17 protein-coding genes are annotated in these 14624 nt (G+C 57.7%); all 17 read left to right on the forward strand.

Annotation, left to right across the window (positions count from 1 at the left end; genetic code table 11):
* Positions 1-651, forward strand: a 651-nt coding sequence (locus HZB23_15760; protein ID MBI5846113.1) for a hypothetical protein, incomplete at its 5' end; no start/stop codon positions are given.
* Between the two features lie 4 nt (positions 652-655).
* Positions 656-1174: a hypothetical protein gene (locus tag HZB23_15765; GenBank protein MBI5846114.1), complete on the forward strand. Its 519-nt coding sequence runs from the start codon at positions 656-658 to the stop codon at positions 1172-1174.
* A gap of 4 nt (positions 1175-1178) precedes the next feature.
* Positions 1179-2327: an AI-2E family transporter gene (locus tag HZB23_15770; GenBank protein ID MBI5846115.1), complete on the forward strand. Its 1149-nt coding sequence runs from the start codon at positions 1179-1181 to the stop codon at positions 2325-2327.
* Entirely contained in the window at positions 2324-3127 is an 804-nt protein-coding gene (locus tag HZB23_15775) for a sugar phosphate isomerase/epimerase (protein ID MBI5846116.1), read from the forward strand. The genes HZB23_15770 and HZB23_15775 overlap by 4 nt, the downstream gene beginning before the upstream one ends.
* A gap of 45 nt (positions 3128-3172) precedes the next feature.
* Positions 3173-3373: a heavy-metal-associated domain-containing protein gene (locus HZB23_15780; GenBank protein ID MBI5846117.1), complete on the forward strand. Its 201-nt coding sequence runs from the start codon at positions 3173-3175 to the stop codon at positions 3371-3373.
* A 7-nt stretch (positions 3374-3380) separates the two neighbouring features.
* Positions 3381-4313, forward strand: a complete 933-nt coding sequence (locus HZB23_15785) for a MoxR family ATPase (GenBank protein ID MBI5846118.1) — start codon at positions 3381-3383, stop codon at positions 4311-4313.
* Positions 4301-5680 (forward strand): VWA domain-containing protein, encoded by a 1380-nt coding sequence (locus tag HZB23_15790; GenBank protein MBI5846119.1) that lies wholly within the window; start codon positions 4301-4303, stop codon positions 5678-5680. Before HZB23_15785 ends, HZB23_15790 begins: the two co-directional genes overlap by 13 nt.
* A 186-nt stretch (positions 5681-5866) precedes the next feature.
* The gene (locus HZB23_15795) at positions 5867-6178 is read left to right on the forward strand and encodes an immunity 53 family protein (GenBank protein MBI5846120.1); all 312 of its coding nucleotides are present in this window, start codon (positions 5867-5869) and stop codon (positions 6176-6178) included.
* Between the two features lie 137 nt (positions 6179-6315).
* Positions 6316-6621 carry an immunity 53 family protein gene (locus HZB23_15800; GenBank protein ID MBI5846121.1) on the forward strand — a complete coding sequence of 102 codons (306 nt, stop codon included), beginning with the start codon at positions 6316-6318 and terminating at the stop codon, positions 6619-6621.
* An 81-nt stretch (positions 6622-6702) separates the two neighbouring features.
* The gene (locus HZB23_15805) at positions 6703-7839 is read left to right on the forward strand and encodes an acyl-CoA dehydrogenase family protein (GenBank protein MBI5846122.1); all 1137 of its coding nucleotides are present in this window, start codon (positions 6703-6705) and stop codon (positions 7837-7839) included.
* Positions 7840-8017: 178 nt separating this feature from the next.
* On the forward strand, positions 8018-8257 hold the full coding sequence (locus HZB23_15810) for a hypothetical protein (protein ID MBI5846123.1): 240 nt from the start codon (positions 8018-8020) through the stop codon (positions 8255-8257).
* A gap of 40 nt (positions 8258-8297) precedes the next feature.
* A complete protein-coding gene (locus HZB23_15815; protein MBI5846124.1) occupies positions 8298-9512 on the forward strand; it encodes an alcohol dehydrogenase catalytic domain-containing protein in 1215 nt (404 codons plus the stop codon).
* A gap of 95 nt (positions 9513-9607) precedes the next feature.
* Positions 9608-11167 (forward strand): hypothetical protein, encoded by a 1560-nt coding sequence (locus HZB23_15820; GenBank protein MBI5846125.1) that lies wholly within the window; start codon positions 9608-9610, stop codon positions 11165-11167.
* Complete coding sequence (locus HZB23_15825; GenBank protein MBI5846126.1) at positions 11158-11946, forward strand: carbon-nitrogen family hydrolase; 789 nt, start codon at positions 11158-11160, stop codon at positions 11944-11946. The genes HZB23_15820 and HZB23_15825 overlap by 10 nt, the downstream gene beginning before the upstream one ends.
* Positions 11936-12427, forward strand: a complete 492-nt coding sequence (rfaE2, locus tag HZB23_15830) for a D-glycero-beta-D-manno-heptose 1-phosphate adenylyltransferase (protein MBI5846127.1) — start codon at positions 11936-11938, stop codon at positions 12425-12427. The genes HZB23_15825 and rfaE2 overlap by 11 nt, the downstream gene beginning before the upstream one ends.
* Positions 12417-13184, forward strand: a complete 768-nt coding sequence (pgeF, locus tag HZB23_15835) for a peptidoglycan editing factor PgeF (protein MBI5846128.1) — start codon at positions 12417-12419, stop codon at positions 13182-13184. The genes rfaE2 and pgeF overlap by 11 nt, the downstream gene beginning before the upstream one ends.
* A 218-nt stretch (positions 13185-13402) precedes the next feature.
* A complete protein-coding gene (locus HZB23_15840; GenBank protein ID MBI5846129.1) occupies positions 13403-14602 on the forward strand; it encodes an AMP-binding protein in 1200 nt (399 codons plus the stop codon).
* The last annotated feature ends 22 nt before the right edge of the window (positions 14603-14624 follow it).

The raw sequence follows: 14624 nt of genomic DNA on the forward strand, positions 1-14624 counted from the left end.
CGCGATTCATCCGCACCCCGCCGGGACTTCGGCGACAAGAAGCCATGGGAGAAGAAGTCATTCGGCCCTCCGCGTGAAGGCGGCGACCGTGGACGGGACCGGGACTCATCAGCCCCGCGCCGGGACTTCGGCGACAAGAAGCCCTGGGAGAAGAAGTCCTTCGGTCCGCCCCGCGAAGGAGCAGACCGCAGCAGGGACCGGGATTCATCAGCACCCCGCCGGGACTTCGGCGACAAGAAGCCCTGGGAGAAGAAGTCATTCGGGCCGCCCCGCGAAGGCGCTGACCGTGGCCGGGACCGCGATTCATCCGCCCCTCGCCGGGACTTCGGCGACAAGAAGCCCTGGGAGAAGAAGTCATTCGGGCCGCCACGTGACGGCGCTGACCGTGGACGGGACCGGGATTCGTCCGCACCCCGCCGGGACTTCGGCGACAAAAAACCCTGGGAGAAGAAGCCCGCAGGCCCTCCGCGCGACGGCGGGAAAAGGGACGGCGGCGAAAAAAAGCCCTGGCAGGACAAGCCAAAAGGCCCCGGCAGGGATTTCGGAGGGAAAAAGCCCTGGGACAAGAAACCGGCGGGCGCTCCGAAAAAGGGCGGCAAGCCCGGCCCGTGGCCCGGCAAGGGCGGCGTGAACAAAAAGCCCAAAAGGTGATGTGGTGGAAGCATTGGAGACAGTGGCGCGGCTCATGGAGATTTCAGCCATCACCGCCCCAAAGAGCCGGGGCCTGAATTTCGTCAAGACCCTGGTGCTCGCGGGCGAGGATGTCAAAAAGCTCGCAAGCGCCATGCTTGCCTTCGGCGAGCGCACGGAAAAGAAGGACTTTGACCGCGACGCCAGGGGAGTCGCCACCTGCGACGTAGTGATGCTGATAGGCATAAAGGACGCAGCTCCCTTAGGCCTTGACTGCGGAGCCTGCGGGTTCGCCTCATGCAAGGACCTGGCCGACCGGAAGAAGCACGACGGCGAATTTCTGGGCCCGGTCTGCGCTTTCCGGCAGCTCGATTTCGGCATCGCCCTTGGCTCCGCCGTAAAAACCGCCCAGATGATGAACGTGGACAACCGCATAATGTACCGGATGGGGGTGGCGGCAAGGGAAGCGAAAATGATAGACTGGGATTTCGCCATGGGCATCCCCCTGTCAGTTACAGGCAAAAACGTCTTTTTCGATCGGTGAGGAAATGGCAGACCAGAACGAAAATAACGGGGAAAAAAAGCCGGGCGTTTTCGCCGATTACGGCGGGGCCTTCCTGTTGCTCTGCGTCCTTTGCTCGCTGATCCTTGTTTTCCAGGTTCTGAAGCCATTTTTCACCGTTTTCGTTCTGGCGGCCTTTCTGGCCGTCCTGGCCCAGCCGGTAAAAAAGCGTCTGGACAGGCTGACCCGCTACCGTCAGACGCTTTCGGTCTTCCTCACCATCCTGGCCCTTATACTCTTCGTCATAATCCCCCTCGTGCTTCTTTTTTCGCTTCTTGCGGCTGAATCCTATCAGGCTTATTCATGGATCAACCAGAAGGTTCAAAGCGGAGTTCTGGAAAATGTTCAGGGCGGGGTTCTTGGCAAGAGGTTTGTCGAGCCTGTTCTTACCTGGCTTGGCAGCCATTTTCAAAGCCTGGATGTTGACGCCGTACGGAATATGCTCAGCGCCGAGTCCATCAGCAGGAACCTCGCCGGAGCCGCAGGAAAAATCACCAACATGGTGATCGCCTTTGCGGGTTCAACCGTAACCGCCATAACCGCCACCCTCTGGCAGTTCGTGCTTTTGCTTTTCGCGCTATTCTATTTTTTGAAGGACGGCAAAAAAGTTCTCGGATGGGGCTTTCACCTTCTGCCGCTCCCTTCCAGCCTTGAAAAAGAGATAGTGAAATGCTTTTCCGATGTCAGCCGTTCGGCTTTTTTCGGAAGTTTTCTCACCTCCGTGATTCAAGGAATATTGGGCGGGATGGGCTTCTTCATAGCGGGTCTTCCTCCCTTGGTGTGGGGCGTGGTCATGGCCTTCTTCTCCATGATCCCCCTTGCGGGGACAGCGGCGATATGGCTGCCGGCCTCCATTCTTTTGATTCTCACCGAACGGGTCGGCCACGGCATATTCCTTTTGTGCTGGGGGGTTTTTGTAATTTCGGCCAGCGACAATTTTTTGCGGCCCTTTCTCATGAGGGGCAGAAGCGACCTGCCGCCGGTTCTGGTGTTTTTTTCGATTCTGGGGGGGCTCGCCGCTTTCGGGCTTTTGGGGGTGCTCATCGGCCCCCTTTCCATGGTGATCCTCATAGCCTTTTTAAGGGCCTACGAGGAGGCTGCAAAACCCGTTCTGGACGAGCTGGACAAAAGATGAAAGCCCCGGAAACAAGCTGGGCCAAAGCAGCGGCCGCCGCCCATGTATCCATCCCCTATGGGAGGCTGTTAAAGGAATTCCTGCCCCTTGTGGTCTCCCGCAAGAGGAACGTGGAAGTGGGCCTCGATTCAAACGCCCTGGACGATTATCCCCTTTCGGATTTCAGGAAGACCGCCGCTCTTTTTTCGCGTCACGGGATTTCCTGCACCCTTCACGCGCCCTTCATAGATCTGTCTCCAGGAGCCCAGGACAGGGCGATTCTTACCGCCACCAGGGAGCGTTTCCGCCAGTTCGCGGGCGTGGCGAGGCTTTTCGATCCCTTGTGCGTGGTGGTTCACACGGGCTGGGACCGCAAGCATTACGGCTACGTTGAAAAAGAATGGATGGACACGGCGACGGCCACCCTGGAAAAGCTCACCGTCTCCCTTGCGGAAACCACGCGGGCCTTCGTGGCCCTGGAAAACGTTTACGAGAAGACCCCCAAGGTTCTTCTGGAGCTTTTGCGGCGCATAAACCACAAGCGCCTGGGGTTCTGCCTTGACACCGGCCACGTCAACACCTTCTCCGGGACGCCCCTCGATCAGTGGCTGGCGGCCCTTGGCCCCAAAATCAGGGAAATCCACCTTCACGACAACACGGGCGAGGACGACCACCACCTTGCCCCCGGCAGGGGCTCCATAGATTTCGCCCCCCTTGTCTCGTTCATGAAAGGCCGCCCTTCCGACATCATTATAACCCTTGAGGTCCATACCCCGGATGGTGTTGTGGGGGGGCTTGAGTTCATAAACCGGAATTTCTGAGTCGGCCCGGTGTCTTTTCAGCCCTTTAAACAAAAGGAGAACCACATGGAAAAGACCTTTTCGATCCCCAACATCTCCTGCGGCCACTGCGTGATGAGCATCAAAAACGAGCTTTCCGAAATGAAGGGCGTAAGCACCGTTTCGGGAGACCCGGCAACAAAGAAAATCACCGTGGCCTTTGACGCGCCTGCAACAGAGGAAGCCATCCGCAAGACCCTTGCCGAAATCAATTACCCGGCGGAATAAGAAACTAATGGAATTTTCATCCGTAAACGACGTAAAGGACCGCCTGGAAAGCCACGGCTACATCTGCTCCAACGTTGCGGCCACAGTGGTTTTCCTGGCCCAGGCCACAAACAAGCCCGTGCTGGTGGAAGGCCCGGCGGGCGTGGGCAAGACCGAGCTCGCAAAGGCCGTGTCCCGCGCCACCGGGCGCAACCTCATAAGGCTCCAGTGCTACGAGGGCCTGGACGAAGCCAAGGCGCTCTACGAGTGGGAGTACGCCAAGCAGCTTTTGTACACCCAGATGGTGAAGGAAAAGATCGGCCAGGTGATCTGCGACGCCCAGACCCTTCCCGAAGCGGTTGACCGCATAGCGGCCCAGGAGGACGCCTTTTTCTCCGAGCGTTTCATCCAGCCCCGGCCCCTTCTCGCGGCCCTCACCTCCGAAAAGCCGGTGGTCTTGCTGGTGGACGAGGTGGACAAGTCCGACCCCGAATTCGAGGCCTTCCTGCTGGAGGTTTTGAGCGACTTTCAGGTTTCGATTCCCGAACTGGGCACCAAGAAGGCCATCCACATCCCCATCGTGTTCCTTACGTCCAACAACTACCGGGACATGTCAGACGCCTTGAAGCGCCGATGCCTGCACCTTTACATCGATTACCCGGACCGCGACCTGGAAACCCGCATAGTGCGCTTAAAGCACCCGAATATCGAAAACGCCCTCACGGAAAAACTGGTTGACGCGGTAAGGGCCATACGGGAGCTTGATCTCAAGAAAAAGCCCTGCATCTCCGAAACCCTGGACTGGGCCCAGTCCCTCATCATTTTGCAGGCATCCGACCTTTCGCCCAAGATTCTGTCCGAGACCCTGGGGGTTTTGGTGAAGTACAGGAGCGATTCCGACAAGGTGCGGGAAAACCTCGGTAAAATCGAAAAATCAGCAGGGCTTTCATGCTCCAGCTAGTGCTAAGGTTCGTGGCCGCGGCCCGGTCTTCGGGCCTGAGAATCTCGACCAGCGAGGTCCTTGACGCGGCGGGCCACTTAACCCTGATCGATCCCACCGACGAGGAGACTTTCCGGACGGTGCTTCGGGCGGATTTTGCCAAGAGCGCCCAGGATCAGGCCCGCTTCGACCGCCTTTATCACCTGTTTTTCAAGGAGATGAGGGAGGACATAAAGGCCGATTCCGAAAGCCTTGGCGAAACGCTGGCCAAGGCCCTGGAGGCGATCCGGGAAAACGCCGACGACAACCCCCTTCTTTCCGCAGCCCTCGATCTTGTGGCCGGAAACCCCAACGCCTTTCTCACGGCCCTTCGGGAGCTTGAGTCCGACGGCGACAGGCCCGCCATGGCCATGGGCGCAAACCTTGGCCAGCTTGCACGGCGCTTGAAGGTGATGCTCACGGTAAAGGACATCAGGGGGCTTTTATCGCAGTTTCTTGAAGGCAATCGGCGTGAAATTTCCTGGACGGTGCGCCGGGACCTTGAAGCCCACGTGAACGCAAGGCTGGAACTGGCCCAGAGGCTTCTTCTGGAGGAGCCCCGAACCCGCCAAAACGAGGCCATGCAGGGCCTAAGCTACGAGAAGCGCTTAAGCGCGGTTGGCGACAAGCCCTTCGTGTCCCTTTCCACCCGCGAGGTGGAGGAGATGAGGGCCGTGGTGGACCAGCTCGTGCGCCGCCTGAAGGACACCGTGGCGAGGCGCTACGCTGCCCGCAACCGTGGAATCCTGGACGTGAAGAAGACCCTTCGCCGGGCCGCCAAGTACGACGGCGTGCCGGTGGAGATAATCCGGCGAAAGCGCCCGCGACGGCGGGGGCGCATCATCACCCTGTGCGACGTGTCGGGCTCGGTGTGGTCGGCGGCCCGGTTCATGCTGAACATGCTCTACTCGGTGCAGGACTGCTTCACCAAGGTGCGCAGCTTCGTTTTCGTGGCGGGCCTTGCGGAAGTCACCTCCATTTTCGAGGAAAACGAGATAAACGTCGCCATCGAAAAGGTTTTAAGGGAAACCGACCTGGAATACGGCGCTCCCACCGACTACGGCGCGACCCTGCGGGCCTTTCGCAGGGAGCACATGGACGGCGTCAACAAGAAGACCACCGTCATAATAATCGGAGACGGCAGGAGCAACTACTGCAACCCGGAAGGGGCCATACTCTCCGAGATACGTGACCGCGCCCGGCGCATAATCTGGCTCAACCCGGAATCCGAGCTTTTCTGGTACCAGGGGGATTCCGAAATGCGCCTCTACGAGCGGCTGGTTAACGAGACCCGGCCCTGCCAGAATTTGAACCAGCTTCTTTCATTCATTCAGGATTTGGTCTTATAAATCAAATCCTCAAAATCCAAATGGTTTTGACCACACTGAACATATTGATTTAGTTGGAAAACTTCATACTGACAAGATTACAGGAGAGGCGGTTCCAACTCCTCATGTGCAAGGTAAAGCTATCCCAGGTGGTGTAAGACCTGCAAGGTCGTATGAAATTCCAAAAGGATCTAAGAGGTAATATTCATGAGCACTATTGAATGGCTACAAAATTATTTTGAAGAATGCTGTAATGGTGACTGGGAGCGCAATTATGGAATTAAGATTGGGACTTTGGATAATCCTGGATGGTCAGTTAAAATTGAGCTTAAAAATACAAATCTGGAAGATTGTTCTTTTGAAGAAGTTAGAATTGAGAGAGATGACAACAATTGGCAAATCTGCTATATTGAGGACAAAATTTTTAAAGGATATGGAGGTGTAAAAAATTTAGAAGAGATATTAATAATTTTCAGAGACTGGGTTCGAAAGTGCGGTATAAGCAGGTTAACATCTTAGTTTATCTATCGATCATTATTGTAGTAAGGCTGTAGAGTAGTTTTTACAACTCATAGTGTGTATGAACAAAGTATTCAAGGTGGTATAAGACATGCAAGACCAGATAAAATTCTTAAAAATTATAGGGGATAATAATCATGAACACAATTGAATGGCTACAAGATTATTATGGAGAATGCTGTAATGAAGACTGGGAGCACACTTATGGAATTCATATTGTAACTTTGGATAATCCTGGATGGTTAGTTGATATTAATCTTAAAGATACAAATCTTGAAGATTGTTCTTTTAAAAGAATTAGAATTGAGAGAGATGACAACAATTGGGTATTCTGTCGTGTTGCGGATAAAGTTTTTATAGCAAGTGGTGGCGTAAAAAATCTGGAAGAAATATTGACGATTTTCCGTGACTGGGTTCAAAAGTGCGATTCAGAGAGGATGTAGCATATTACTCGGAGCATTAAATATTTTATCAGCCCGTCTAAAAACGCGAACCGGCATAGCGCCTCTTTCAAAAGGTCGTTAATGGAAATTCAGCCTGAAAACGATTTTACCCGGCTGTTCGGGCAGTTTGCGGCGGAGAACATAGCAACCCGCCCCGATCTTTCACGGTCTGCGGATTTTCCCGCCAACCTGTGGGAAAAGATGGCCGAAGCGGGGCTTTTAGGCGTGGGCATCGATCCGGCTTACGGTGGACTCGGAGGCGGGGCCGCCCGGATACAGGATGCGGGCAGGGCGCTTGTCTCAAAGGGCCGCTGCCTCGGCCTGGCCCTTTCCTGGCTCATACACAGCGCGGTAAGCTGTTACGTTATCGGGCGTCTCGGCTCGGAAGACCAGAAGGCGCGGCTTCTGCCACTTCTGGCCAAGGGCGGGCTTTCGGCAAGCATCGCCATGTCCGAGCCCGGCGTGGGAGCACATCCCAAGCATCTTTCCACCAAGGCGGAAGCGGTTCCCGGAGGCTTTGAAATCTCCGGGCGCAAGGCCTATCTCACCAACGGACCCATAGCGGGGCTTTTCATCGTGCTGGCGGTAACCGGAGAAACCGACGGAAAAAAGGAGTTCTCGGCCTTTCTCGTTCCGCGCGATTCACCGGGCCTTGCGGTGGAGGCGGCCATGAGCCTTGAAATACTGCGGCCCGCCCCCCACTGCGGGATCACGCTGGACAAGGTCAGGGTTCCCCCGTCTTCCCTCCTTGGCCCTCAGGGCGCGGGCTATGGCCGGATCATAAAGCCTTTCCGGGTGGTGGAGGACGTGCTTTTAATGGGACCGGTCATGGGCGGCCTCCTGGCCCTTGCCCGGAATCTTGCCGCCTCGATCCGGGAAACCTGTCCGCCCGATGAGAGCAAGGCCGAAGAGGACTTTGGGCGCTTCGTTTCCATGACCGGCGCGCTTTCGGCGGTGGCGGACAAGGCTGCGGAACTGCTGGACAGGGATGACGACGAAAACGCCCTGACAGCCCTTTGCGTGGCGTTCCGGGCCATGGCCCGGGACTTGTTCGCATATCTTGAAAGTATAAAAAGCGAATCGGCGGCTCGATACGACGAAAACCTGGAAACGCTCGCCTTGGACATGGCGGCCAGTTCACGAATCGCGGCCAACGTGACCGCCCTCAAGCAGAAAAAACTGGGCCGCCTGTTTCTTGCCCGGCCTGAAAACCAATGACTGCCTTAACTGACGGTTTCGGAACAGGTTGCCGTAAAACGTTTTTTTCGGTAGAATCATCTTCCGGCGTACAACTTCCCCGGGCATCGTGGTCTCGTTTAATTGGGTGTCGCGGGCGGCCAAGAACGGCGCCCGATCCCTACCGATTGTGTCACCGAACGACAGGAAAAAACGACAAGTGAACAATTTCAAGATATTGGCCATCTGCTGGTCGGTGGTGTGGGCCAGCAGCCTGGGGGTACTGGGAAACAGCCTGGTGAATTTCACGGCCAACACCATGCCCCTTCTCCAGCTTCTTGTGGGAAACCCCACCCAGGCCTGGACCATGCTGCCCTTTTACAGCTTTTTCGTGTGGGGCGCGGGCCTTGTGTTCATCGCCCTGGTTCTCCGTGTTGCGGAACGCTTTTCGGGCAGGTGACCGTAAAGCCGGTTGTCGGCCCACGTCATTTGGAGGCTCCATGATAGCTCTTCGGTTCAACATGACCCTCCCCCAGGCTGCGGCTTTAAAAGCCATAGGCAACACGCGGCCCAGCCTTTTCTTCGACAGCCCCCTGGCCACAGTGCGACTGGCCGAAGTGCCGGAACCCGCGCTCCCCGGACGCGACTGGGTGAAGATCAAGACCGTGGCCTGCGGCTTCTGCGGAAGCGATTTGAACCTCATATTTCTTCGTGAATCGGTGACCGCCAGCCCCTTTTCGTCCTTCCCCTGCATCATGGGGCACGAGATGTGCGGGGTTGTGGCGGAAACCGGCCAGGATGTAAAAAACGTGGAAGTGGGGGATTTCGTCACGGTGGCCCCGCCCATGGACTGCGCCGTCCGGGGCATCGACCCGGTCTGCCGGGCCTGCGCAGGGGGAAGGGTGGCCAACTGCGAAAATTTCGCCAGGGGCAGGTTCGCGCCCGGCATGTTCATCGGCCTGTGCAAGGATCTTCCGGGCGGCTTCGCGCCTGTTTTCACGGCCCATCAGAGCCAGGTTTTCAGGCTCCCCAAGGGGACCAGCCCGGAAACAGGAGCCATGATCGAGCCCTTCTGCGTGGGCCTGGCCACCATCCTCGATAACCCGCCGGAAGAGGGCGAAAAGGTTCTGGTGGTGGGCGGCGGCGTCATCGGCAACATGCTGGTCAGGGCCATAAGGGCCCTGGGCGTAGGCTGCGAAATAACTGTGGTGGAGCCATCGCCCTTTCATGGCCAGATAGCGAAAAAATCCGGGGCGGACCGCGTGATTCAAGGCGACATCATAAAAAGCGCCCCGGCAATCACCGGGGGCGTGAGCTACAAGCCCATCTTTGGGAAAAACATCCTGATGGGTGGATTCGACCGCATATACGATTCCGTTGGATCGGCCCCCACGATAAACGCCTGCCTCAGGGTCCTGGCAGCAGGGGGTGTGCTCTCTGTGGTGGGGATAAGCGAGAACGTGAAACTGGACCTCACGCCCCTGTGGCTCAAGAACCAGACCATGAAGGGCACCCTCGCCTACGGCTACAAAATAAAGGGCGGAAAAAAGGTCCACGTTTACGAGACGGCCCTCACCCTTCTGGAAAAGGGCCGGGTGGTCCTGGCCGACCTCGTGACCCACCGGTTCCATCTTGCCGATTACAGGCAGATGATAAGGGTGAACATGAAAAAAGCGGCAAACCAGGCGGTCAAAACCATAGTGGTGTTCCCCTGACAGGCCGACTACAAGCGCGATCCGCTGTGTTGCGCTGCGCCTCATCGCTTGTGATCGGCCTTTTTACCCAGTAATATCGGGCACTGATAAAAGGCATGGAAGCCGTGATGGTTGCCGCTCCCAGGGGATTGAAAACAGCCGAGAGGGTCTTGTTCCTTATCCTGGGATGCTGGCTCGCAGCAGCCGCAGTCCTTGTTGACGTGGAGTATTACGACGGCTTCGAGGCGGTGGCCAACGCCTCGTTTTTTTTAGGTAAAACCAGCTATTACGTGGCCAATCGGGTCCCTTTGATGAGCCTTCTCATCCTTACCGGAGAGGCCGCGAAACACCTTCTTGGCCTTCACCCCCTGGATGTCCGGCCACATCACGCAATAACCGCCCTTCTCAATTTCGGCTGCCTTCTTTTTGTCTATCGGCTTCTTGCTCAAAATTTCGGACGCTCCTTCAAGACGCTTGCCGCCTTTTTCGCCGCCTGTTGCACCTTTGTTTTTTTCTCATACGCGCCCTTCATAAGCCACGATGTTTTTCCCGGCGTGATTCTGCTCGCCATGCTCTTTCTTGCCGAGAGATTCCGGGCCGGGCCGGACAAAAAGACCTGGCTCCTGATGGTGGCGCTTGGCGCGGCGGCGGCGCTCATCAAGCAGACCTTCGCCGTCTTCTGGGTTTTGGTGCTCGTGTCGCATCTTGGGGCAGGCCTGCCCGAAAAGAGCGGAAGGCCCTTGCGGGCCTTTTTTCTTCTTCTGGCCGGTGCCGCAGCCAGCGGGGCCGTCACCTGGATCGTCACCGGATGGGCTCTTGAAGGGGGCTTTCCCGACACACCCTTGCTGTTGCGGCCCTTAAAGCAGATTCAGGGGGTGGGAGGCCTGCACACAGGGATCAGGGAGCTGCTTTTCCCCTGGTGGGTCTATGCCCGCAACTTCTGGGCCTACGGCATGGCCGCCATGCTCCTGGTGGTTCCGGGCCTCGTGGCCGCCATGCGCGGCTCCCGCCTTCAGAAAACCGTGGCCCTGTCGTGGATTCTGTCCTTGGGCATCCTCCATCTGCTGTCCTTCCGGGAGGTGCGCTACATGGCCTTTCTGGCCCCGCTCACAGCCTTTCTCATCGTGCCGCCTGTGGAATGGATTTTCCGCCGCAAAAAGGCCCTGGCGCTCTTTTTGCTGATTCTTCTGGCCGACGCCGCGATCGCTTCGTCCGAAGCCGCCATGATCTTCCATCCGTTTTACCGGAAAAACCCGGCCAGGGAGTTTCTGGAGCCCCTGAAAACCAAGGGCCGGGACGGGCGGGTTTTCATCGACTTCGACATGCTTTCGTTCTTCCCGAAAAACCAGGACAGCCCCCTGGCCGGGGATCCCTATCACCGGCTGTTTCACCTGGGCTGGCACCACATAATGCTTCTATACGGGTATCAGCCCGCGCAGCTGGCCTTTATCCGTTACCCCGATCAATGGAATCCGGCCTTGCTCCAGGGCGGCTCCTGTGTTCTTATAAAGGCCGAAGGAACGGTGGTGAACGGCCAGGCTTCCCGGCTTTTCCCCTACACCACGAAAAACCTTCTGAGGCTCTCGCTCTACCGGGATTCTGCTGAAGGCCTGACCCTGAGGCGGGTTTACACCCAAAACGGGGGCACATCAAAATTGACAGGGGCCTGTCCATGAAGATAATGGCCGGAATCGTCCAGTTCGACGTTAAAACGGGCGCCCGGGCGTTTAACCTCAAAAGCGCCCTTGCTGGAATAAGGCGGCTTGGGGACAGGGGCGCGAAACTGGCCGCACTGCCTGAAATGTGGTCTTGCGGCTTCGATTATGAAAATCTGGCCGACCACGCAAGGGCAACGCCTGAAATCCTTGAAAGTCTCACGGAGAAAGCCCGTGAATACCGCATGACGTTGGTGGGGAGCCTTCCCGAAAACACCGGGGAAGGCATCGCCAACACGGCCTTTGTGGTGGACTCGACGGGGATTCGGAGCCTTGCCTACCGCAAGGTGCATCTTTTTTCGCCCACCGGCGAGCACAGGCATTTTACCGCCGGGGACCGGGCGGTGGTTGTTGAAACGGATGTTGGAAAAATCGGGCTTATAATCTGCTACGATCTGAGGTTTCCCGAACTTGCCCGGAAAACCGCAGAAATGGGTGCCGATATCATCGTGATCCCCGCCCAGTGGCCGACCGCCCGCGCCCGGCACTGGGACGTGCTTCTGACCGCCCGTGCAATCGAAAACCAACTCTTCGTTGTGGCCGCCAACCGTTGCGGACAGGACAGGGGCACAGTCTTTGCCGGGCATTCGGCCATAACAAGCCCCTGGGGCCAGACGCTTGCGCGAGCCGGAACACGGCCAGCCGCAATAATGGCGGAACTCGACCTTGACGAAATCGCCCTTTTCCGGGAAAAAATCCCTTGCTGGAAGGACCGCAAACCGTTAGCCTATGAACAATAAAATTCTCACCCAAGCCGAGCTTTTCAGGAAAACGGACGAGGCGAAAGCCAGTGGGCGCAAGGTGGTTTTCACCAATGGCTGCTTCGATCTTCTACACGCCGGGCACGCCCGCTATCTGGCCTTGGCCGCTAACCAGGGCGATGTTCTGGTGGTGGCGGTCAACTCCGACAAGTCCGTAAAAAGCATAAAGGGCGCATCCCGGCCTATAGTCCCCCAGTCCGACCGTGCGGAACTCGTGGCCGCCCTTGGCTGCGTCACGTGGGTCACCCTGTTCGACGAGGATGACCCGGGCCAGATCATACGCCGCATCCTTCCGGACGTCCTGGTAAAGGGCGCGGACTGGGCCGAAGACAAAATCATTGGAGCGGCGGAGGTAAAGGCCGCAGGGGGAAGGGTCTTCCGGGCCCCGCTTTCGGAGGGGCTTTCCACCACGGCCATAATCAACCGGATCCGCCTTTTGGACATCTCTCATGATTCGTGAGGAAAAAGACAAACTGGCCTTTTACCGCTTTCCGGCCCTGGATGATCCGGGAGCCGTTCACGGGGTTTTCACCCGGAAGGGCGGAGTGAGCGAAGGGCCCTACGAGTCCTTAAACTGCGGGACAAAGGTCGGCGATGAACCGGACAGGGTCAAGGAAAACCGCCTCAAGGTATGCGAGGCCCTTGACGCCCGAAGGCTCGCCGTGATCAACCAGGTTCACGGCGACCGGGTGGTGGTGCTGGAAGAGGAGGACCTTGTCGGGGAAAGGGTCTGGCTGACCGGCGAGAAGGCCGACGCAATCGTTACCCGGATTCCCGGCCTTTTCCTGGCTATAAAGATCGCCGACTGCCAGTCCATACTTTTCCATGACCCGGTGAAAAAGGTGGTGGCGGCGGCCCATTCAGGATGGAAGGGAAGCATAGGGGACATTGCCGGGAAAACCGTTTCCGCCATGCGCAAGTCCTTCGGAAGCGAGCCCGCCGACATCAGGGCGGGCGTTGGCCCAAGCCTCTGTCCGGACTGCGCCGAGTTCGTAAACTACCGTGCCGAAATCCCGGAGTCTTTCTGGGGCTACAGGGTGGACAAAAACCACTTCGATTTCTGGGCCATGAGCCGGGACCAGCTTCGGGCCGCCGGACTTATCGAAAAAAACATAACGGTTGCCGGATTGTGCACCCGCTGCGGAGAGCCTGAATTCTTCTCCTTCCGGAGGGATAAGGTCACCGGGCGGTGCGTGGCGGCAATAGGCCTGGTATGAAGCCTGGCTAAAAACGCGAACTGGCAACGTTAGCGCATCGCCTCGCGGATCGGTCACGTACAGAAGAGTACGCTCCCTCTCCTCTCGCTCGCGCGCCTTGCATTTCATCGTTTTTATACAGGCTTCACATCCCGCCTTTTTTAATAGACTGTTAACCACCAACGCTTGTGGCCCCTGCAAAAAATGGGCGGCTGTTAAACCTCCAAGGAAGGCGTTCTATGGTTTCCCAGTGTTTCACCGTTTATGACGTGTTGCGGAGAAACTCCATCAGCCATCCTGGGGGAATCGCCCTTGTGTGCGGCGCTGAGAGGCTTTCCTTCACCGCCCTCACCCGCCAGATCGAAGCCTGCGCCGCCGGACTCTGGGCCCAGGGGGTCTGCCCCGGCTCCAGGGTGGTGGTGGCCGCCAAAAACTGCCACCGGTACCTTTGGCTCGTGGGAGCCTGCGCGGCCCTGGACGCGGCAATGGTTCCCGTCGGCGGTGAACTGGGACCGGCAGGCATTCGCGGCCTTCTTGAGGATACCGGGCCAGCCGCCACGGTGGTGGACCCAAGCCTTGAAAAGACGGTGGTCGAACACTGCGCCAAGGGGACGCCCACAGGAAGGCTCCTTTCCTTCTCGCCGGGGGAGGAGGCCTTCATCTGCCTGGATTCCTGCCTGGACGAAAGGGGCTACGGACGCCACATGGCCGAAGGCGGCGACCCCTTCCTGATTCTCCCCGGATGCGATCCGCAAGGCCGCTTGAGGCTTTCGGTGCTCTCCCACGGAAACGCGCTCTGTGCGGCCATGCAGCTTGTGGCGGCTCTCTCTCTTTCTCCGACCGACGTCTGCCTTGCGGCGGAACCGTTTTCAACGCCGGTCTCCCTCATCCTGTCCCTTGCGGTGCTCGCCGCCGGTGGGCGGGTGGTCATCCCGGAAAACGCGTATCCCGCAACGATTCTGGGAGACATCGAAAAGGAAAAGGCCACCGTGATGGCCGCTGACGCTGATATTCTGAAAGCCCTTGCCCAGGCCCGGGTCGCCCGGTCGAACGCGGCGGCGTCCCTGAGGGCATGCCTGCTAGTCTCAGGGCCGGAAAGCCTTGGCGGCGATGACTCCGACCTGTACGACATCGTTTACAACATCTACCCGAAAAACGAAACGGGAGGTGTTCTCTCCCTTGGGCCTCGAAGGGAAAGCCCAAAGGCTTTCGGACGGCCCGGAATTCTTGCGGACGTCATGGTTGCGGACGAGGTCGGGCGACCGGCCCCGGCGGGAGATGAAGGCCCCGTAATCGTAAGAGGCCCTCTGGTTTTTTCCGGATACTGGGAAAAGGGCAGGATCAACAAAAAGCCGCTTGCGGAAGGTTTTTTCCGGACGGGGGACCGGGGTTTTTACGACCATGACGGGCTGTTGCACCTGACGAAATATTCCAGCTGAACCAGGCAAGCCCACAAAAAAG

This window comes from Deltaproteobacteria bacterium, assembly GCA_016235345.1.
Taxonomy (GTDB): Bacteria; Desulfobacterota; Desulfobacteria; order Desulfobacterales; family Desulfatibacillaceae; genus JACRLG01.

Coding starts and splice junctions, on each gene's coding strand:
- HZB23_15805 (MBI5846122.1), top strand. CDS start 6,703: ATGGAAATTCAGCCTGAAAACGATTTTACCCGGCTGTTCGGGCAGTTT.
- HZB23_15840 (MBI5846129.1), top strand. CDS start 13,403: ATGGTTTCCCAGTGTTTCACCGTTTATGACGTGTTGCGGAGAAACTCC.
- HZB23_15785 (MBI5846118.1), top strand. CDS start 3,381: ATGGAATTTTCATCCGTAAACGACGTAAAGGACCGCCTGGAAAGCCAC.
- HZB23_15795 (MBI5846120.1), top strand. CDS start 5,867: ATGAGCACTATTGAATGGCTACAAAATTATTTTGAAGAATGCTGTAAT.
- HZB23_15790 (MBI5846119.1), top strand. CDS start 4,301: ATGCTCCAGCTAGTGCTAAGGTTCGTGGCCGCGGCCCGGTCTTCGGGC.
- rfaE2 (MBI5846127.1), top strand. CDS start 11,936: ATGAACAATAAAATTCTCACCCAAGCCGAGCTTTTCAGGAAAACGGAC.
- HZB23_15820 (MBI5846125.1), top strand. CDS start 9,608: ATGGAAGCCGTGATGGTTGCCGCTCCCAGGGGATTGAAAACAGCCGAG.
- pgeF (MBI5846128.1), top strand. CDS start 12,417: ATGATTCGTGAGGAAAAAGACAAACTGGCCTTTTACCGCTTTCCGGCC.
- HZB23_15775 (MBI5846116.1), top strand. CDS start 2,324: ATGAAAGCCCCGGAAACAAGCTGGGCCAAAGCAGCGGCCGCCGCCCAT.
- HZB23_15780 (MBI5846117.1), top strand. CDS start 3,173: ATGGAAAAGACCTTTTCGATCCCCAACATCTCCTGCGGCCACTGCGTG.
- HZB23_15800 (MBI5846121.1), top strand. CDS start 6,316: ATGAACACAATTGAATGGCTACAAGATTATTATGGAGAATGCTGTAAT.
- HZB23_15770 (MBI5846115.1), top strand. CDS start 1,179: ATGGCAGACCAGAACGAAAATAACGGGGAAAAAAAGCCGGGCGTTTTC.
- HZB23_15815 (MBI5846124.1), top strand. CDS start 8,298: ATGATAGCTCTTCGGTTCAACATGACCCTCCCCCAGGCTGCGGCTTTA.